At 43.0% G+C, this 19,403-nt stretch carries 16 protein-coding genes, 2 pseudogenes and 1 other annotated feature; of the genes and pseudogenes, 2 read left to right on the top strand and 16 right to left on the bottom strand.

The window, feature by feature from the left end; translation table 11 throughout:
* Positions 1–193: 193 nt before the first annotated feature.
* A pseudogene (gene nadA / locus D0466_RS08280) lies at positions 194–547 on the bottom strand (quinolinate synthase NadA); the annotation flags it as partial.
* A 310-nt stretch (positions 548–857) separates the two neighbouring features.
* On the opposite strand from nadA, the pseudogene D0466_RS08290 reads away from it, so the two are divergent.
* A pseudogene (locus tag D0466_RS08290) lies at positions 858–1,395 on the top strand (3H domain-containing protein).
* A 58-nt stretch (positions 1,396–1,453) separates the two neighbouring features.
* Here D0466_RS08290 and pheA read toward each other — a convergent pair.
* The 10 genes from pheA to D0466_RS08340 form a co-directional block, all read right to left on the bottom strand.
* A complete protein-coding gene (pheA, locus tag D0466_RS08295; RefSeq protein ID WP_117322023.1) occupies positions 1,454–2,350 on the bottom strand; it encodes a prephenate dehydratase in 897 nt (298 codons plus the stop codon).
* 145 nt (positions 2,351–2,495) lie between these two features.
* The gene (locus tag D0466_RS08300; protein ID WP_117322024.1) at positions 2,496–2,945 is read right to left on the bottom strand and encodes an ACT domain-containing protein; all 450 of its coding nucleotides are present in this window, start codon (positions 2,943–2,945) and stop codon (positions 2,496–2,498) included.
* Positions 2,946–3,044: 99 nt separating this feature from the next.
* Positions 3,045–4,337: a GTPase ObgE gene (obgE, locus tag D0466_RS08305; protein WP_117322025.1), complete on the bottom strand. Its 1,293-nt coding sequence runs from the start codon at positions 4,335–4,337 to the stop codon at positions 3,045–3,047.
* A 48-nt stretch (positions 4,338–4,385) separates the two neighbouring features.
* Positions 4,386–4,937 (bottom strand): Spo0B domain-containing protein, encoded by a 552-nt coding sequence (locus D0466_RS08310; protein ID WP_117322026.1) that lies wholly within the window; start codon positions 4,935–4,937, stop codon positions 4,386–4,388.
* 291 nt (positions 4,938–5,228) lie between these two features.
* On the bottom strand, positions 5,229–5,519 hold the full coding sequence (rpmA, locus tag D0466_RS08315; protein ID WP_101635444.1) for a 50S ribosomal protein L27: 291 nt from the start codon (positions 5,517–5,519) through the stop codon (positions 5,229–5,231).
* Positions 5,520–5,531: 12 nt separating this feature from the next.
* Positions 5,532–5,867, bottom strand: a complete 336-nt coding sequence (locus D0466_RS08320; RefSeq protein WP_117322027.1) for a ribosomal-processing cysteine protease Prp — start codon at positions 5,865–5,867, stop codon at positions 5,532–5,534.
* A 9-nt stretch (positions 5,868–5,876) separates the two neighbouring features.
* Positions 5,877–6,185, bottom strand: a complete 309-nt coding sequence (gene rplU / locus D0466_RS08325) for a 50S ribosomal protein L21 (protein WP_117322028.1) — start codon at positions 6,183–6,185, stop codon at positions 5,877–5,879.
* A 14-nt stretch (positions 6,186–6,199) separates the two neighbouring features.
* Positions 6,200–6,282: a sequence feature (ribosomal protein L21 leader region), on the bottom strand.
* A gap of 86 nt (positions 6,283–6,368) precedes the next feature.
* Positions 6,369–7,844 (bottom strand): Rne/Rng family ribonuclease, encoded by a 1,476-nt coding sequence (locus D0466_RS08330; RefSeq protein ID WP_117322029.1) that lies wholly within the window; start codon positions 7,842–7,844, stop codon positions 6,369–6,371.
* A 99-nt stretch (positions 7,845–7,943) separates the two neighbouring features.
* The gene (locus D0466_RS08335) at positions 7,944–8,810 is read right to left on the bottom strand and encodes a M50 family metallopeptidase (protein WP_117322030.1); all 867 of its coding nucleotides are present in this window, start codon (positions 8,808–8,810) and stop codon (positions 7,944–7,946) included.
* A complete protein-coding gene (locus D0466_RS08340) occupies positions 8,803–9,561 on the bottom strand; it encodes a M23 family metallopeptidase (protein ID WP_117322031.1) in 759 nt (252 codons plus the stop codon). Before D0466_RS08340 ends, D0466_RS08335 begins: the two co-directional genes overlap by 8 nt.
* Positions 9,562–9,739: 178 nt before the next feature.
* Here D0466_RS08340 and D0466_RS08345 point away from each other — a divergent pair, with 178 nt between their 5' ends.
* Positions 9,740–9,931: a hypothetical protein gene (locus tag D0466_RS08345; RefSeq protein ID WP_117322032.1), complete on the top strand. Its 192-nt coding sequence runs from the start codon at positions 9,740–9,742 to the stop codon at positions 9,929–9,931.
* Between the two features lie 563 nt (positions 9,932–10,494).
* On the opposite strand, the gene D0466_RS08350 is transcribed toward D0466_RS08345, so the two are convergent.
* The 5 genes from D0466_RS08350 to D0466_RS08370 are packed head-to-tail and all read right to left on the bottom strand — an operon-like array spanning position 10,495 to position 19,385.
* A complete protein-coding gene (locus D0466_RS08350) occupies positions 10,495–13,362 on the bottom strand; it encodes an ATP-binding protein (protein WP_117322033.1) in 2,868 nt (955 codons plus the stop codon).
* On the bottom strand, positions 13,349–13,720 hold the full coding sequence (locus tag D0466_RS08355) for a response regulator transcription factor (protein ID WP_117322034.1): 372 nt from the start codon (positions 13,718–13,720) through the stop codon (positions 13,349–13,351). The genes D0466_RS08350 and D0466_RS08355 overlap by 14 nt, the downstream gene beginning before the upstream one ends.
* Before the next feature lies 1 nt (position 13,721).
* On the bottom strand, positions 13,722–16,970 hold the full coding sequence (locus tag D0466_RS08360; RefSeq protein ID WP_117322035.1) for a hypothetical protein: 3,249 nt from the start codon (positions 16,968–16,970) through the stop codon (positions 13,722–13,724).
* Positions 16,967–18,373: a glycosyltransferase family 2 protein gene (locus D0466_RS08365; protein ID WP_117322036.1), complete on the bottom strand. Its 1,407-nt coding sequence runs from the start codon at positions 18,371–18,373 to the stop codon at positions 16,967–16,969. Before D0466_RS08365 ends, D0466_RS08360 begins: the two co-directional genes overlap by 4 nt.
* A gap of 4 nt (positions 18,374–18,377) precedes the next feature.
* A complete protein-coding gene (locus D0466_RS08370) occupies positions 18,378–19,385 on the bottom strand; it encodes a HEAT repeat domain-containing protein (protein WP_158555867.1) in 1,008 nt (335 codons plus the stop codon).
* Between the last annotated feature and the right edge of the window lie 18 nt (positions 19,386–19,403).

The following is a 19,403-nucleotide window of genomic DNA, read 5'->3' on the forward strand; positions in this document are numbered from 1 at the left end:
TCCTTATATCCTATGAAGCGTTGGGCAAATTGCTATCATTTTCAAGAAAACTTATGCTTGAAAGGATATATTTATGATTGACGGGTACAGAAAAACCTGCTGGGTTTAGCACAAAAAAGGAGGGAAATCCCTCCTTCATCAAGGCGCAGGTGCTTTTCCTTTCAATTACATTCTCCTCTTGATTACTAGTATATTAAGCTCTTTCAAGCATTCTTTCCAAAGCAAGAAAGGCATTCTCCGCTGCCTCTTTTTCTACCTTGATAGGATTGATGATTTTCCCAGTTTGAATGGATTCAAGCGACCATAATAGATGAGGCAAATCGATTCGGTTCATTGCCAGGCAGGGGCACATATTTTCATTCAATGAAATGATTTTTTTATCCGGATGCAACGCAATCAAACGCTTTACCAGGTTGCTCTCCGTTCCGATAGCCCACTGTGTCCCTGAAGCTGCTTGATCAAGCGTGTTGATGATATAAGAAGTGGAACCGGCAAAATCACACAACCCTAAGACCTCCCGAGTGCACTCAGGATGAACAAGAATGCTCGCGCGATTGGGAGACAGGATCCCTCCAAAACTTTGACTGCAATTGGAAAAAGTGACAAAGCCGGAAAAGGGCTTATCCGGATTTCACTTGGAAAAGACACAACCCAATCTGACATAAATGGACTGGCCTGTACAATTTTCAAGATTGTGAAAGAGGGAATATGGCATCAGAATTCCAGGGGCTGTCCCCCAGCCCTGTAATGCGGTAAAATATCGGGGGACTGACCCCCGGCACGGTAATGCGGTGCAGCAGCGGGGGACTGACTCCTAAATGTGGACCGTCAAATGTGAGACTATAAGGAGAGCTGAGATGTCAGGAAAGAAAAAGTTGTTAGGAGAGGATCGGCTGGCTAAGCTTTTGGATATATTGCAGAAGAGTGATACGCCTGTGACAGGAACTGAGCTGGCGCGGATTGCCAATGTAAGCCGCCAGGTGATCTCGTCAGTGATATAACGCTGCTCAAAGCTAAGAATGAACCTATCGTTACTACCGCACAGGGTTATATGTACTTTCTCAATCCAAATACACACCACCGCTTTGAAAGGATTGTAGCTTGCCTGCATTCACTGACAAGGATTGAAGAAGAATTGAATATACTAGTAGACCTCGGCGTCACCGAAAAAATGTAAAAATCGAGCACCCTGTATACGGTGATTTGACGGCTTCAATCATGGTCAGCAACCGTAAAGAAGTCAGGAAATTCCTCGGCAAGATCAGAGAAACCAATGCTGCCTTCCTGTCTGAGCTCACAGACGGCATACATCTTCACACATTGATTGCCTCTTCTAAACAGGTGCTGGACGAAGCAGAGGCTGCTTTGGCGAATGCTTACTTACCGGTTCAGTAGCAGCGGGTGTTGATGCCATTTAACAAGCAGAAGCTGTATATGGCTTCTGCTTGTTTATTTACATCATCTTAGAATGAATTTCCGCAATGTCCACAGACTTTTCGACCATAAAGCTAGGGTAGCTGCCGAGAAGGGTAACATTGCACCCAAGCGCTTCCAACTCCGAAATCGCGCCCGGTATCAGTACTTCATCCATCTTCATTTCAAGATCAATAATAAAGAAATAATTGCCAAGGCCTGTTTTCATTGGCCTTGATTCAATTTTGGATAAATTTAGCTTTCTCCAGGCAAAGGCGGACAACACCTGATGTAGGGCCCCCGAATGATCTGCTGGAAGCATTACCATCAGCGTGGTTTTATCCCCCCGTCTTGTCGCTAGGCAATTTTCATACTGTATGTCCGATTTAGAAAGAACGACAAACTTCGTATGGTTGTGGCTGAAGTCATGAATATTGGGCCTTGTAATCGCCAGGCCATATTCCGCTGCCGCAAGCTCATTGGCGATGGCGGCAATTTTTTTCCCTGGCTGTTCCATTACCAACTGGGCAGCCGCTGCAGTGGATGTTGTATTCTCACACGGTATGCCTCTCAGTTCTTTGTGCAAAAATTTATGGCATTGGGCGATTGCATGTGAGTGCGAATAAATGACGTCAGGCACAAATGACGGAATATCATTATCTGGATGCACCATGAAGTGCTGCTGAATGGGCGTGATGATTTCTCCACTGATCGGCAGATTCACTTCATGGACTAAATAATCCAATGTAATGTTCACGGACCCTTCCAACGCATTTTCAATTGGCACGACAGCCAGATCCGCCTGTCCGTCCACGACAGCATCCATGCATTCAGGGATCGTGGCCATCGGGATTTTTGCATCGTCCGGAAAAAGCCGCGAAACCGCCAAATCAGTGAAAGTAGCTTTCGGTCCAAGAAAAGCGATACTATATGACATTCTGTTCTCCCTCTTTTGTTATAAAAAATATAATGTCTATGTTATGCTATTTTCCGACTTATTACAATAGTCTGCTTTCATCAATTGTTTCTAATCCACCACAATAAAAAAATGCCGCACAAATCACTGTGCGGTATCCATACTGCTAAGCTCCTGAACCGAGGACGTCAACTTTTTCAACAAATTCCATCTTTCCAAGCGTTGACAACAGTTCTTCTATTTCCACCGTCATTCCGCTTATATTTAGGGATAGGGTAACATTGGCTCTTCCCTGCAGCGGAATGGTCTGGTGAATCGTCAATACATTGCAGCCGAAGGAAGCTACAGTGCTTAACAACTGTGATAATGTCCCGGAACGGTCTTCAAGATAGAAAAACAAAGTGACCAGCTTTTCCTTTACGACCGTATGAAACGGGAAGACTGTATCCCTGTACTTATAAAAAGCGCTTCTGCTTAAATCTACCCGCCCGACAGCTTCCCAGACCGACTCTGCCTTGCCGCGCTCAATCAGTTCTTTTGCATCCAGCGTTTTTTTCATTGCTTCAGGGAGGACATCTTCACGGACCAAATAAAACTTTTTGTCGGTTTTGTTCAATATCCGCGCACCTCTTTTGCTGCTCGAACAGAGCGAAAATATGTATAAGCGCGAACCTGAAGGGGAAGAGATGCCCCCGGCCGCGCCTGTTTTAAGTAATTAATCGACAAACTCGAACTCATATTCGAGCAGGCGTACAATATCCCCGTCTTTTGCGCCCTTTTCCCTGAGAGCATCATCGACACCAAAGGAGCGGAGCTGCCTTGCAAACCGCCTTATGGATTCTTCACGGGTGAAGTCAGTCATCTTAAACAGCCTTTCCACCTTGAAGCCTGATACGACAAAGCTGCCATCCGGATCGCGTGTGATCGTAAATTCATCTCTTGCCGACTCATGCTTGTACAGCACACGGTTTACGTCCGTTCCTTCTTCCTCCATGTGCTCCAATGGAAACTCCGGTGTTTCCTCAATCTTGTCTGCAATCGCAAACAACAGCTCGCGAAGCCCTTCCCTCGTAACAGCGGAAATCGGGAAAATCGGAAAATCCTCCGTCAACTTTTCTTTAAAAGCTTCCAAATTCTCTTCCGCGCCTGGCATGTCCATTTTATTGGCAACAATGATTTGCGGGCGCTCAGTCAGCCTTAAGTTGTATTCCTTCAATTCTTTATTGATTGTCAGGTAATCCTCATACGGATCCCGGCCCTCAACGCTTGAAATGTCAATGACATGGACAATGACACGCGTCCTTTCAATATGCCGTAGAAATTGATGGCCAAGCCCCACGCCTTCGGACGCCCCTTCAATCAATCCCGGCAGGTCAGCCATGACAAAGCTTCGGCCATCCTCTGTTTCAACAACTCCAAGATTAGGGACAATCGTTGTAAAATGGTATTCCGCGATTTTCGGTTTAGCTGCCGAAACCACCGATAAGAGTGTCGATTTTCCGACACTTGGGAAGCCAACAAGGCCCACGTCAGCCAAGAGCTTCAATTCAAGCACGACATCGCGCTCTTGTCCAGGTTCCCCGTTTTCAGCTATTTCCGGGGCAGGATTGGCCGGAGTCGCAAATCTGGAATTTCCTCTTCCTCCCCGTCCGCCTTTTGCGATGACTGCCCGTTGCCCGTGTTCGACTAAATCGGCGATGACTTCCTTGGTCTCATCATCAATGACAACCGTACCCGGAGGAACTTTGACAACCATGTCGGGCGAATTTTTGCCATGCATGTTTTTAGACATGCCGTGTTCCCCGCGAGGCGCCTTAAAGTGGCGTTGATAACGGAAATCCATAAGCGTCCTTAATCCTTCCTCCACTTCAAAGACGACGTTTGCTCCGTTCCCTCCGTCTCCGCCTGCAGGGCCGCCTTTTGGCACGTATTTTTCTCTGCGGTAGGCAACAATCCCATTTCCGCCGTCGCCGCCTTTTACATATACCTTGACCTGATCGACAAACATGCTATCACTTCCTCTGTATGTATTCTTAAGCTGAGTTAAAATAACTGCTTATTTATTTTTGTTACAAGGGATTTCCATATAAAAATGAACTTCATCAATACCAAAATGGGTGACTTCCGTACAAAAACTCTCCTTCCAGGGCTGATTTAAAAAATCAAACAGGACTCTTTCATTTTCTATCGTACCCTGCAATTCAAAGGACAAACGAAGGTTTCGCTGTTTATTTTCATCTATGGAAACAAAAAGAACATTTTCACCATAATTACATAACGTCTGTGAAAGACTATCAAACAGGTTTTCAATCCATGATGCCATAAATTCATCAAGTTCGCAGCAGCCAAGCTCTAGGGATACCACTTCAAACTCAACCCGAAAAAGGAAAGACCTCCAGTTTGCTGTCAGGAGCGTTTCAACGAATTTCGGCATGTCCAGGTTGGAAAGCTTTGACTCATGCTGGCTTTCAATGATGATTTCTTCAATAATCGCCTTAACATGATCGATTCTGTTCAGATCGATATTGCCCTTGATCAATTGCATCTTGTTCAGCCAATCATGTCTTGAATGTCGTAAAACCTCAACTGTTTTCCATTCTTTATCCATTTGAAAGCTCCTACCAATTTTTTAGTAAAAGGTCGTATTTGCTTATGCTCTATCACGTTTGTTTTCGTGGCAGTCTGACATGAAAGCCGCCGTCCAAAATCTTCGGAATAAAAGCGAAGGCTTTGGACGATGGCAGAGCAATTCCCGAAAGGGTAATTATGTAAAAGAAAAGGACCCGCTCATAAACAAAGGGCCGACACCTTCATCACGATATACAGCTTTCGCAGGTATATGTGTTCAAGAGAAGGAGTCGGACCCTTTTTTGAGCCAGTCTCTATTCAAAAGATGCTATTATGCTTCTTGTGCAACTGGATATACGCTTACTTTCTTGCGGTCACGTCCGAAACGCTCGAACTTCACAACGCCGTCAACTTTCGCGAACAAAGTGTCATCTCCGCCGCGTCCAACGTTTTCACCAGCGTAGATTTTAGTACCGCGTTGGCGATAAAGGATAGAACCGCCAGTTACGAATTGGCCGTCCGCACGCTTAGCGCCAAGACGCTTCGCGATTGAGTCACGTCCGTTCTTTGTAGAACCTACTCCCTTTTTGGAAGCGAAGAACTGAAGATCTAATCTTAACATATGTTCCACCTCCTATTTATTCAGGATTATTTTAATATATTTTCCATATTCACGTTCAATCGTTTGAAGTGATATAAGCATGCCGTCCAAAAGCAGCTGAACCTTCTCTTGCGTGTCCTGCGATGTCTCATCTGGAATCACACAGCGGAGATAGCCGCCCTCGCCGCCCTGCTCAATCTCGAGGGGAACGCCAGTTAATGAAATGATGGAATTCACAGCCCCGAATGAAACTGCAGATACACCTGCACAAACGATATCTGAACCTTTTTTAGCAAAATCAGCATGTCCGCTTAAAGTGAACGAATGAATCCGTTCCGGCGAATCATAATCGATTGTTACCTTAATCATCGTTCAGCCTTATGCATTGATTGCATCAATGACAACTTTTGTGTATGGCTGACGGTGACCTTGCTTTTTACGGTTGTTCTTCTTCGCTTTGTATTTGAAAACGATGATTTTCTTCTGGCGGCCGTGCTTTTCAATCTTGCCAGTTACAGTAGCGCCTTCCACTAATGGAGCACCTACCTTCACGTTTTCGCCACCAACGAATAAAACTTTGTCAAATGTAACAGTTTCGCCTGCTTCAACGTCTAGTTTTTCAACGTAAACCACATCGCCTGCTGCTACTTTCACTTGCTTACCGCCTGTTTCGATAATTGCGTACATCCCTGCACCTCCTCATAATCACTAAGACTCGCCAATCACAGGCGCCTTGCCCATAAGGCAATTCTTTAAAGCCTGATCTGTGCGGTTGTAGCACGGATGCTACAAACATAACAGTAAAATTCTATCATAAAATCGAAATCTATGTCAATACGTTTATATAGAATCATTTCTGTGCCGAACGATTCAGTGCCTGTGTAATGCCATGGTGATCTCCTCGATGCTTCCAAACCGTTTTATCGTATATGGATTGTGCAGGCCTACAGGATATGTTATAAATATTTTCATGCCGATAGCTGCTTCAAGCGCTGGGCGGTATGCATCCCCTTCACCAAGCAGCACCTCTGCAGCTGCCTCGCTTATCTCTATCCAGACCGCCTCTTCATCCCGGTTCCGATGTTCCATCATTTCCCGTTCCAGCCTGAACGCTATCGTTTCAGGGCTGTCGATGCTGCCTGTCCCATCGCAGCAGGGGCAGGTTTTCTGAAGCTTCTCGCTCAAGGATGGGGACGTTTTTTTCCTTGTTAATTGAAGAATGCCAAGTTCGGTAAAACCGACGACCGTGGTCCTATTCTCATCGTGTTTGGTTTCCTCTATTATTGCTTCTATAATGGCCCTTTTATGCCTGCTATCCTTCATATTAATAAAATCAATCACGATGATCCCGCCAATGTTCCGGAGCCTGATTTGATTTGCAGCTACGCTTGCGGCCTGTAAATTCGTCTGGAGCGCCGTCTGTTCTTTCTCAGCTTTCCCTGTGTATTTACCTGTATTCACGTCAATCACCGTCAGGGCTTCTGTTTCTTCTATAATAAGGTAGCCTCCATTATCAAGCCAGACAATTTTCTTAAAAGTCCTGTCCAGCTGGGGCTCGATTTTTTCTTTGGAAAAAATATTTTCCCTACCTTTATAATAAACTGCTTTCCACGGCCCTTGCCGTACGGATAGCCACTCTTCCAGTTGTTTAAATCCCGCAAAGTCGTCAATGATTACCTCTCCGGTTTCCTCCGGCTTTATCTCAGTTTGGACACGTTCGAGAAAGGTGTCTTTGGAATAAAGCAAGCCGGGAGATTTTAATGCGGCGGACCGTCTATGTATGTCGGCATACGTTTCCCGCAGAGTGTTCAATTGCTTTAAGAATATTTCAAGCCCCTGATTTTCCATCGAGGTCCGGATAATTAATCCTTCATCGGTTCTCTTATGTTTGAAGGCAGCGTCCCGCCAATTTTGCTGGGAATGGGGGTCTTTGAACTTTTTAGATACGCCGACATAATCGATTCCGTATATGTATACAAGGTATTCCATTGATAGTTCGACCAAACCGGTCAGCTTGGCACCCTTGCCGGCTGTTTCATCCCTGGTGACCTGCACAAGGAGTTTTTCACCCTGGCGCACATACTTTCCGATCGGGCCCTCTTCCACAGGGTTGCCTGACTGAAAAGACGGCAGCTGATCACGGTGGAGAAAGCCGTTCTTCTTCTGTCCGAAATCGATGAATACAGCATCCATACCCGGCAGCACCTTCGTCACCTTCCCTAGATAAATATTCCCGACAAGGCTTTCCTGACTGGGGGGCACGACTTCCAGCTTCACCAATTTATTATTTTCAAGAACGGCGAACCTTTTTTCTCTTGTTGCCATGTTGACAATTATCTTTTTCATACAAACCACCTGCGTTCTAACCCCTTTTGATAAAAAAAAATCCCTTCTTAAAAACCAGGCTGATTTTTCAAGCCATTGTTTGAAGAAAGGATACCATACTTAATAGGAATATAATAGGTCGCCGATTTTCACATTGGTCATTTTATCGGAGAAATACGCGTGCAAAACTTCATTTTCATCGAGAGAACCGCGTTCCTTTCCATTTTTAAGAATAATGACTGGGTGCTTGCAGCCGCGCTGGAACTTTTCTAGTACTTTATGGATCTGCTCACTTTCCTCCACCCTTATCGGTTTAAGCACTGATAAATCACTATTCCTTCCGTAATGCCTTTCAAGCAAAAAGCGAATAAACGCATAATACCGCTGCTTCCACTCGATTCCAAGTGAAAAAGCAATAAAACCTGAAATAATCCATATGTTAAGGTTAAGTGGCTGGATCACGTTTACCAAACCAAGAAACAACAGGGCAAAGCCGGTTGAAAATAACAATGTCAAACGGTGTGCATCGATAAAGGAACGGTAAAGCGAAAGGCCCATGAATAATAACTTGCCGCCATCAAGCGGCCAAATTGGCAGCAAGTTAAAGCCGAGCACAGCTAAATTCAAATACATAAACTGTTGATACATTTCATACGGAACATATGAGAAAGAAGAGAGCACATACGCAAGGCAAATAAGCCAGACATGCTGAATCGGCCCTGCGAGTATGACAAGGCAGTCTTCCTTTAACGACTTGTTGCCATATTCCTCCGTTTCCACTGTCCCTCCAAAGGGAAGCAGGGAGATCGATTTAATTCTCCATTTAAAATGCTGTGCGGCAACCGCATGGCCAAGCTCATGAACAAAAACGGTTAAAAGCAGCATGAGCACAGCCGTAAAATGCGCAGTGAAGACGGCTATTCCAATCACGATCCAGAGCGTGGGATGAATCCGGACTTTCATGAAAAGCTGGAGGTATTCACTCAAATGGTATCACCTTTTTTGGGTCGATGAATGCATCATCTTTTTTTATCGCCAGGTAAAACGTTCCTTTGTTTTCATCATCATTCTTTGTCACTTTGCCGATTTCTTTCCCTTTTTTCACGGATTCATATAGTTTCACATCCACCGATGCAAGCTGCCCATACCACGATTCAGTTTTATCCCTATGCTGGATTACGATTGTTTTGCCAAGGTTCTCCTTGCTCCCGGCGAAAATGACAACTCCTTCATTCAAAGCTTCCACTTTGGCTTCTCCACCTGTTTCAAGAATAATGCCCTCTCCGTTGCTTTGAAAGCTCTCGGTAATTTTTGCTGTTGCGGGCAATGCATATTCATTGCTCAACTCTTCCTTTTTGGCTCCTGATTTCGTGTCTTCAGGCAAAAAGGCGATCGGCTTGCCAAACTTATCCTCATACCAACTAGAAACCGATGCAAACTGGAATTCCTGATTCATCGCATCCTGGACAAAGCTCCTTGCATCATCCAATTTTGCAGATGGGTGTTTAAACATCACGGCTATCAATAGAAATAGGCAAAGTGCAGCCAACGCTTTAAAATAGAAAAATTCTTTTTTAAACAGCGGATGATCCTTTTCCGAGGTACCTTCATATGCCGTGCTTTCAAATCCGTACCGATCTTCGGTCTCAATATTCATCCAGGAATCGTTCATACGTTTATTGTTCATTTTTCTCCGTTTGGCAATCCGGTCTTGAATCTCTTTCCTTCGATCCTTCATTGAGAAATCTACCCCCTGCTTTCTTTCGCATCACTTTTATAAAAAGTATGATGGCCTTGTCCAAACTATGACTGGCAAAGAATCAGGAAGTTGAATCTATGGTTTTGAATAGTGACCGTCTAGATCTGAACGCAAAGTAGGGTCATGATATCAGTTGTTAGTTCGGGAAATTCGATTTGTGTGTGGAATTTCAGGGATTGGAGGATTGGCGTTTGATGAGCTTACAAATATGGGAATCTTCTATCCGAAGCAAGCCTTGGATCTCCCCTGCTCAAACACCTGGGAACGAAGCGGGATCCGCCAGAACCTGCAGCGTCTCGGCCTTACTGAATATGTATCAGGCGGGAAGCTAAGCTGCAATGTAGGCTAGTCTCTCTTTTTTTGTCTTCCGCTGATAAAAAGCTTAGGCACTTTGATCTCACCCATACAAGTTAGGCAAAAATTTCAGGCTGCTTTCAAGACTTGAGTTCGGTTTCGGCTGCATTTAGGTGGTATTATAATTTTACCTTCAATCGTTTGCGATTATAATATCTCGTTCGAAATGATCCATACTGGCAAATTATTGTAAGTAGAGAAGCTCAGACTTTTGCATATTTATCTTGACCATTTAAACATTTTTCCCAGTTAGGATGTGCGCTGGAAGGTTTGCGATTTTAACAAGGTCCACCGGTCAATTCATGCTTTAGTTAAACATTACTTGCGCCTTAATTTTGTTTCTGATTTTTCTATTCCTTCTAAATGCCTTAATAAAATTTAATTTTTCCCCAAGTAAATTGGGCTATAAAAACACCCCGTAAATGTTAGTCTGGTGTCTAACATTTACGGGGCAGTTCACCGGATGCTTAAGCTTTTTGTTACCATCACAGCTACCTGTCAGATTCCGTTTTCATGGGTTTTAATGATTTATTTCATGGTTCATGGTATTGGCTGGAGTCATTCAGGAACCATGATTTGCCCATGTTTCCCGTTGCTTAATAAGGTCTGCATGATTATTTTTGACAACTGGCTTGGCTGGTAAGGCTTTACAAGATAATCACTGGCCCCAAGTGATAATCCACGTTCTCTGTCATCAATAGCAGTCGAAACGAAAATAGGAACATTTCTTAATTCCTTGGATTGCTTCATGTGTTTCATGATGAACCAACCGTCAACGTCCCCGTCTTCTAGCATAATATCAAGCACAATTGCATCTGGGGGTTCCATTTTCATTGCTTCAATTGCTTCCCGCCCATTCTTGAAATGACCGACATTAAATCCTGTTTCAACAAGCTCCTGCCTAATAAGGTCCGCTAGATTTATGTCATCTTCGATAACCATGATGTTGTAAAACAGCCCAGCTTCAGGTAAGTCTTGTTCCTTGTCACCATTTTTCATTTGAACCTTCGGGAAGGATAACGTAAATGTACTGCCTCTGCCATATTCAGATTCTACCGTTACCTGGCCATGATGACCCTTCATGATTTCATCGACGATGGACAGTCCTAAGCCGGTTCCACCGATTCTCTTCCTGTCGGAATTATCAATCCGGTAAAACTTTTGGAATAATTTTTCAATTGAATCATTGGGAATTCCGAGCCCCTGATCTGTAACATCAACCTTTATTTCATGTTCTGTTTGATAAATCTTAATAGCTATGTCTCCGCCACTAGGGCTGTATTTGACTGCATTATTGATTAAGTTCGTAAATACTTGCTGTATCTTCGATTTATCCCCAAGAATGATGTTCTCCTTCGATAAGGATTGTACTTGCAGCATGTGTTTGGATGTGTTAACTTCCTGGCTTTCCACAACCTTATCAATGATCGGCAATAAGTCCAGATATTTCTTTTCATACATCTGTTTGCCGGATTCCATTCTCTGGACATCGAGAAAGTCGTTAATAAGTGATGTCAATCTTTTCGCTTCATTGTAGATTGTTTGGAGATATTTTTTCTGTCGTTCCGGCTTCAGCTCTTTATTCAGGATCAATTCCGTAAATCCTAACACGCTGGCGAGCGGTGTCCTGAGTTCATGGCTGACCGTGCTGACGAATTCCGACTTCATTTGATCTACTTCGTATTCCTTCGTTATGTCCCGGTGTACAAGAATGGAACCAGCCCCCCCATTCCCGGTTGTAAGGGTCTCGCAATAGACTGTATAAACCTTTTTGCTGTCTTTTTTTGAATATTGGAATGAATAATCCTTCGCCTTTCCTGCCGCCGCATTTTCAACGGTCTCTTTCAGCATGCTTTCAAAGTTTTCTTCCTGTACCTGTTCCGACATCACTTTTGTCCATCTGTCCCATGTCAGGCCGGACATATTATCCACGGTAAAGGAACAGCCAAATAATTCGCATAGCTTCTGATTGACCTGAACAATTGTCCCTTCATTATTAATTAGCTGAATACCTTCCTGAACGGTATTTAATATGTCCTGATTAAGGCGCCGGTTGTGTTCCGTCTGTTCAAACAGCTTGATTTTTTCCAAAGAAATGGCGATTTGTTTAGCCAGTGTTTCATATTCATGGAGCTCTTTTTCACTGTAATCATGGCTAAACCTGCTGAAAACGAGAATGGCTTCACTTTCTGTTGATACGGATTGAACGGGGATATATAAGTCATAGCAAAAGTTTATGTTCTCATGATAGCCCTTTTCAACGGCTTCCTGCTCCCTCTTTATACAGAATGCACGTTTGGTGCTAAACAACCGTTCATGCATTCCATTCCTCATATTCTCCATGAATTGCCGAACACCTCGGTCTGAGATGCCAAACGATGCATAAGAATCATCAGATAATAACGCAATCATCCCTTTGTCGGCAGATATAATTCGTCCCATACTTTCGACGATTGTGCTAAGCAGTTCATTTTTATCCAGGGTGTTGGAGATTCCGTTTATGAGTTCGTTTCGTCGTGACAAGGATTTCTCATTTTCCTTTAGAATTACCAGTGCCTCTTCCAGCTCGATCTGCTGGGCATGAAGCTGATCCTGTTGGGCCATCAGTTCCTCGTTTTGTGCCAGTAAATTTTGTTCCTTATCCTGAAGACTTACTATCATTTTATTGAATGCTACTGATAAGGCACCCAATTCATCTGTTCTGGAATGCTGCACATTAATCGCTGCATCACGGCCAGCTGCGATTTCGTTTGCCGCATAGGCGAAATCACTAAGCGGTTTCCCGATATTCTTCACGATGATTCTGACAAAAATTTGCATGATCAGCAAAAGCAGAATGATAAAACTAACCAGCGCAATTTGGAGTATTGTTAGGTCATTTCTCAGATTTTCTGCATTTTGGTTTAGCTGGCGGTCCAATGATAAAGAGAAATCACTCAAATAATTTTGGAATTCTGTCACTCTCTTTGTCGCAGAAGCACTGGCTATACTTTTTACTTTATCCCTGTCCCCTTCTTCGAAAGCTTTAATTACCACCGGAAGGGTTTCATCAAAATAGTATTCTGTAAAGGTGAGAAGTTCACTGTAGAACTCTTGATCCTTTTTATCTTTAATTTCGCCTGAAAAACGGGAGCTTAGAATCCTGATATGGTTCTCCTGAGCCAAGGCATTATCTTTAAGCTGGACGTTATCAAGGGCTAAATATCCCCGGATATCGAATAACGCGGAATTAATGTGCCCGGATATTTCCTGGGTAAGTTGCCTTTTCTTAACCATCCTTTCCCTGTCATCGATATATTGTTTTCCCAGATTCTGTTGGAAATAAAACAAAAAAGAGGTCCCGATTAAGATCGACACAAGGAAACCCCACATCAGGTATACCACTTGGCGGGACAGGCTTTTTCTGATGTAGTTATTTATTTTCATTCAGGATGCCCTCGATTTTCGCCAAAAGTTCTAGGGGGGAGAATGGTTTTGCCATAAAGTAATCCGCACCTGCTACCAGGACTGCATCCTGTTCTTTTTGCTGGCTCTTCGCGGAAAGCATCATAATTTTCAAATCCTTTGTCGAATCATCACTTCTTAACTTCTCAATAATCTCCAAGCCTGTGTACACGGGCATCATATAATCCAATAGGACAAGGTCGTACTGATTGCTCTGAAGAAATTCGAGCGCTTCCTGACCATCTGTTGCTTCATCGATATCAAAACCTTCATCTTCAAGCATATCTACAAGCAGCATTCGCAATACTTCTTCATCTTCCGCCAATAAAATCCTTTTCATACTATTCCTCCTTAACCGAAGCATTTTTATATGCATCCTTCATGATGTAATACGAGTCTTTCAATCTTTCAAAATATCGGGCCTGTTCCCATTCATTCCATGTATAACGCTTAAACTCACTTATGGTAAATTGGCCTTTTTTGTTTTCGGGCAGGATCGCTGGCAGGCCCTCGTCATCAGCCGCGACCGCAGCAATTTTTATTCCCGCTATCTTTGTGGTGGACCCCAACCCGTCCTTCCATAAATCTCCCATCGCTTCTTTAAGGCTCGGATCTTTAATGTTTAACAACGCCCATGGAATACGAATTTCAACTGTTTGTTTATTCTTGCTGATGCTTATATCGGTTAAAGAATCATAATCTTTGCTATCAGGATTGCCATTTCCATATTTTAAAGCTCCGGTCTCATACTCTTGGAAAGGTATATTTTCATTGGTTGAAGGAATGGTCATTGCCTTGTTTAAAGCCAGACGGATAGGATGGAACCGGCCATTATTCTTTTTCGATGCGTAAGGAGCCTTTGGAATCATATTTACCGACTCGGCATACTGATAGTAAAAGCTGTCATAATAGCTATCCACCAGCAATTTTGATTGTTTCGGTCCATTCAATGTCAATACAAAGTCTATGCCATTATTGGAAGTTATCAAGGGAATTCCTTTCAGATTAATTTTTTTCTGGCCTTGGCCCGAAATTGTATCAAATAAGACTAACGTTTTATTTTCATTCCAATCCACAGGCTTCCGGTGATCCAATCTAATATGGACATAAGCTTCATCCGAAGTGACATACATGTTCTTTAAAAGCGAGTCCGAATCGGCACTCTCGTAAAAAGGAGGAATATTGTTCATTTTCCAGTCCGCCACATTGCCATCGGTATTCATGGCATGTCCCCGATTTCCTGGTTCAAATGCAAGCAAACCGAAGTGCTGTTCATTTGTTTGTACATTCGACCAGAATGGCCGCCTGTCCGGATTATCAAAATCCATAGTATTCCAGGTTCTTTTAAACCATTCATCCTGCCAGGTGAAAACCAATCCGCCGGCGTACCCTTCATGCACAATAGATTGGAACAGCCGGTTATTTATATCGCCCTGCTCTTTTTCGGAATGGAAGCCCTGGTCCAGACCAAATGGGTTTTGGTGGGTTAACCCCCTCGAAGCCGGTACCCCGAACTCGGCAACGAGCACCGGCATTTCGTGTACCTGGATCATATCATGTAGATAGCCTTCGTAATTGTTCTTTTTACCTTGATGGTCCACATAGTTGACATATTTTTTTTCATAATTCAAGAAATCGGGATAATATGGGTATATATGGTAAGAAGCAAACATTCCCGCCTGAAAGGTATCCTTCTTTTTGATATGGTTCGGGTTTATCGAAACCATATCTTCTTTTTTGGATGGTTCGGCAGGATGATTCAGTAAATCGGTCGTGACCCAATTGGTAAAGCTCATGGAATGTTGCCATTTATACTGACCTGCCTCATAACGGGCAGTAAAGTCCATCATGCCCGCAAGCCAGTTTTCAAAAGGTGTAGCGTTCTCTGTTTTAAAATATTTGCCATCAAACGTTTTTACATCAGAGTTTTTATGGTTACTTTGCTGTACAACCTCGGGATCCCACTCAATCCCCAAAATGTACCCCAAAACATATTTCGAAATATCTTTGTTGTATGCCCCTGCTGCATGCCCCGCTCTGGGGGATATAATAGCGTTGCCGTGGACGGCATCGACTATTTGTTTTATGTCATTGTGGAACTCCTTCGTTTGTTTTTCGGAAAAAACATTTTGTTCCGAAACCAGCTCTTCTTCATTAATCCAAATTCCATGAAAAACGTACAGCGGTTTTTTGGCCGTTTGGTTATATTCATAAAGAGCTTCGTAAAATCCCGGCGGGTGGAGGGTATAGACCCTGATGGCGTTTGCATTCATATCCCCAATCTGCTTGAACCAGCGAAAGTACTCATCCTTCTTTATCGCTGTTTCACCGGGAAACGAATTTGGCTTTGCGATTCCCATGTTCACTCCCTTAACCAGGACGTTCTGCCATTTCCCATTTTTCAATATCTGCAAATATTTATTTCCGGTATTGCTGTTTATCGCCAATCCATTTACTTTCTTGATTTCGATCTTTTCCTGTGCTTCCGTTTTATGCAATCCTCTTTCAAGAATCGCATTCATCATTGGCATATATGCAGTCCAATAAAAGGAATTCTTAGCGCCGATATATCGCTTCCATTCATTTAGGCCCTTGGTCTGGTAAATCTCCGGCACTTCTTTTTCGTCAGCAAAATCGCCGGCGAGATAGTAGGTTGTATATTTTGCATTCCGGTGATGGATTATCGCTGGAAAGGTTTGCGGTATACCCAATGATTTGAGTCTTGCTGCTGCGTGTTTCCCTATTGGGAGTCTATATTCCGCCTTTATTTCATCCGGATTGCGGGGGCTGATAATGTCAAACCAGTATTTATATTTGGATTGCAACTTTGTTTTCAGCAAGTCTTCACCACTATCAGTCAATGAAAACAGAAGTCCCTCGTCGGTGATCTCTTTTTTGGAGACGACTGCAACAAAACCGTCCTGATGGATAAAAACAAGCCCAGGACCGGAAAATCCCCACTTCTTTCCGTTGCTTTTCAGATAGTTTTTCTTTAACCAGTCGGGCACTTCATTATTTTCAAGATGCTCGAAATATCTTCCTGTCCAGCCTGTCCAATCTACATTTAACAAATTGGACATCTGTTCACGAGCTGTGCTGCCCGTTGGACTGGCAAATGCATTAAACTCTGCAATCATGGTCTTGTGTCCGGATGACTGCAATCCATTTTTTAGCTTCGTAACTTCGTCGGCTGTTAACCCGCCAAATACTTTTCTTGAGCGGTTTTCACTATCATTTGTGCTAAAGTCATCTTCGTACACACCATATTGATCTGTTAAATAGATAAGCTCATATTCTTTAAGTGAATCTGGCATCTCCTTTTCCTGTTTGCCTGCAGGCTGGTATCCAACGTAGTCCCGTGACTCGGAAAAAGCTGTACCATCAGGCTTGACATACCGCCCATTATTGAGAAGCCAAGTAAACCCTTTATGCTCCCTGTATGATGTGTCCGGAACTGTCTTATCCACGATTAACACGTTTAGCTTCTGTTCAGGGGTTAGACGCCAGAGCCAAAAGGGAGAGGTCAAAACAGCCAGGGTTAGCATAATAAGGCTGATGAATTTCCATTCGGATTTTGAAATTTTTTTCATTCAGATACTCCCTTTCGCTTCATTTCTCCCCAGCTGCTGTTGCCTCTGATAATGTTCCAGATTCCTTCCATTCGCCAAATGACTGTCAAGGGCCTGAACCAAAGTGTCTCAGTCAAGGAATATAAAAATAGCTTTATAATATCCGACACTTTTGGATACTTTCTCAAGCTCCATTCTTCCAGCAAAACGGCTGCCATGGAAAACACAGATCCGTATAGACACGAAAGCAAAAATATCAATATCGCAAACTCAAGATAAATTCCCCCGAAAAACAAAGAGAATATAATATACAAGTATCCGCAAAATTCAATAACCGGCCCGAAAAATTCGATAATCCAAAAATACGGAATGGACACGAAACCTATTGAACCGTATTTTGGATTAAATAATAGCTCCCTATGGGATGAAAGACTTTCAAACAAACCCTGGTGCCACCTTCTTCGCTGCCTTCTGAGATATTTTGCTTCTTCAGGAACCTCAGTCCAGCATACAGGATCAGGGACATATACAATTTTTTCCTTGCTCTTTTTTTCTTTTATTAAGCGATGAAGCCTGACAACAAGTTCCATATCCTCGCCAACTGTATCTTTTAAATAACCGCCTGCGCTGAATACCCATTGTTTTGAGAAAACGCCAAATGCACCTGAAACGATCAAGAGAAGATTATGGCGGGATAGTCCGATTCGGCCCATCAAAAAGGCACGTAAATACTCAATCGTCTGCATAATTACGAGCGGATTATCAGAAAGTCCGATATTCAGGATATTGCCATGGCGAATTTCACAGCCATTGGCAATCCGGATGCTCCCCCCAGAAGCAATCACCTCGCCATTTGAGTCAAGTATGGGCTTCATCACCTTGATAAAAGCATCGCTTTCCAGGATGGAATCTCCATCAAGTGAACAAAAGTAAGGATAATTGGAAAAATTAAGGCCAGCATTCAAGGCATCGGCTTTACCGCCATTAACCTTGTCAATTAAAAAAAGATGTGGCAAAATATCCGACTGGTATACAGTTTTGACTTCTTCTGTGTTAAGTGTTCTGCGAATAACCTTCTCCACCGGTTTCATTTCATAATGCTCGATCATCTTCTCCAATGTTTCATCTGTGGATCCGTCATTGACCACCACAACCTCAAAAACGGGATATTGGATACTGAGAAGCGAACGCACACTCTGTATAATTCCAGCTTCCTCATTGTAAGCCGGCACTAATATCGAAATCGGTTTTATATAAACTTCATGGGCATATTCCTCATGAAGCTTCTTAGAATCCAAATGGTAGCTTCGGCGCAGCTGTAGCATGGAAATCAATAAGATAACGGTATAAAAGCCTATGACCAACACCATATAAGCGACTAAAAACCAGCCCAATAGCACACCAAGTATAGATATTATATTCATGCTCCTATATAACCCCTTTATGAAGCCATTCCCATGCCATATCCCTAGCAAAGCGGTCTTCATCATACTTGCTAATATCGCTCAAAATTTCCCTGCCACCCGGGATAAATAACAATGAAGCAGCGGCCTCAGAGCGAACCCACCAGTTTTGGTCATGAAGCAGGCCGATTAACAAAGGAATGAAATGACTGTCTCTTACAATTCCAAAAACCCGTGCAGCAATCATTCTCTCTTCCCACCTGCCGGATTCAGCCAAAGGGATGAACTGCTCAGGATCCTTGATATATCCCAAGTTCACAATGGCTTTCATTGACCTGATTTTTTCTTCGCCTTGTGAAGAATTGAAGATGTGATTCAGAAAGCTGCTATAAGCAAGATCTTTTTTTAGACCTATTGCATCCAATATGGCATACTTCATATTTTCGTGACCATTATGGTAATTCAACACACATAAATCGAATAGTTTTTGGTCCAGCCGTAATAAAATGTTTCGGTAATCACTATCTGACAGAAAGGAAAACCTATTCAGGTAACCAATCAATTTCGGTTCTTGAAAAGATGCCAATATGCGAAGGGCCAATGTTTTTTCTTCGTTTGAGGACGAAGCGCTCTCCAGATTTTCAATAATTAACGGGAGCAGGCTCTTCATTCGAAAATCGTCAATATATGAAAGTGTATTCATTCGAATGCTCCAGCTTCGGCTCCTGAGCCGTTTCTTATATAGGTTTCCCAGGTGCTGTTCTGCGAATGCTGTTAATCGATCATCAATCTGCTTTTCTTCCAGCAATTCTGAAAACTTGCCGAGCAACTGCTCTACAGCTTTCTTTTTCACCCCAGTATCCGTCTGTAGTTCTCTAGATAATTTCCCGCCGTTTAAATAGTTGAAAAGTATTGTTTGGTAGTCTTCCTTGATCTTGTCCAAAATTCTCGTTTTCTTAATTTCCAAAGTCTTTCTAATAATCAAATACCCAAGTAAAATCAATAAAAGGATAATTAGGACCATGGTAGCCATTCCAATATAGAATATTTC

This window comes from Peribacillus glennii, assembly GCF_003429105.1.
Lineage (GTDB): Bacteria > Bacillota > Bacilli > Bacillales > DSM-1321 > Peribacillus > Peribacillus glennii.

Excerpts from the sequence above, each read along its gene's own strand:
- pheA (WP_117322023.1), bottom strand. The coding sequence starts at position 2,350 with ATGTCATATAGTATCGCTTTTCTTGGACCGAAAGCTACTTTCACTGAT.
- obgE (WP_117322025.1), bottom strand. The coding sequence starts at position 4,337 with ATGTTTGTCGATCAGGTCAAGGTATATGTAAAAGGCGGCGACGGCGGA.
- D0466_RS08310 (WP_117322026.1), bottom strand. The coding sequence starts at position 4,937 with ATGGATAAAGAATGGAAAACAGTTGAGGTTTTACGACATTCAAGACAT.
- rpmA (WP_101635444.1), bottom strand. The coding sequence starts at position 5,519 with ATGTTAAGATTAGATCTTCAGTTCTTCGCTTCCAAAAAGGGAGTAGGT.
- D0466_RS08320 (WP_117322027.1), bottom strand. The coding sequence starts at position 5,867 with ATGATTAAGGTAACAATCGATTATGATTCGCCGGAACGGATTCATTCG.
- rplU (WP_117322028.1), bottom strand. The coding sequence starts at position 6,185 with ATGTACGCAATTATCGAAACAGGCGGTAAGCAAGTGAAAGTAGCAGCA.
- D0466_RS08330 (WP_117322029.1), bottom strand. The coding sequence starts at position 7,844 with ATGAAAAAGATAATTGTCAACATGGCAACAAGAGAAAAAAGGTTCGCC.
- D0466_RS08340 (WP_117322031.1), bottom strand. The coding sequence starts at position 9,561 with ATGAAGGATCGAAGGAAAGAGATTCAAGACCGGATTGCCAAACGGAGA.
- D0466_RS08350 (WP_117322033.1), bottom strand. The coding sequence starts at position 13,362 with ATGAAAATAAATAACTACATCAGAAAAAGCCTGTCCCGCCAAGTGGTA.
- D0466_RS08355 (WP_117322034.1), bottom strand. The coding sequence starts at position 13,720 with ATGAAAAGGATTTTATTGGCGGAAGATGAAGAAGTATTGCGAATGCTG.
- D0466_RS08360 (WP_117322035.1), bottom strand. The coding sequence starts at position 16,970 with ATGAAAAAAATTTCAAAATCCGAATGGAAATTCATCAGCCTTATTATG.
- D0466_RS08365 (WP_117322036.1), bottom strand. The coding sequence starts at position 18,373 with ATGAATATAATATCTATACTTGGTGTGCTATTGGGCTGGTTTTTAGTC.
- D0466_RS08370 (WP_158555867.1), bottom strand. The coding sequence starts at position 19,385 with ATGGCTACCATGGTCCTAATTATCCTTTTATTGATTTTACTTGGGTAT.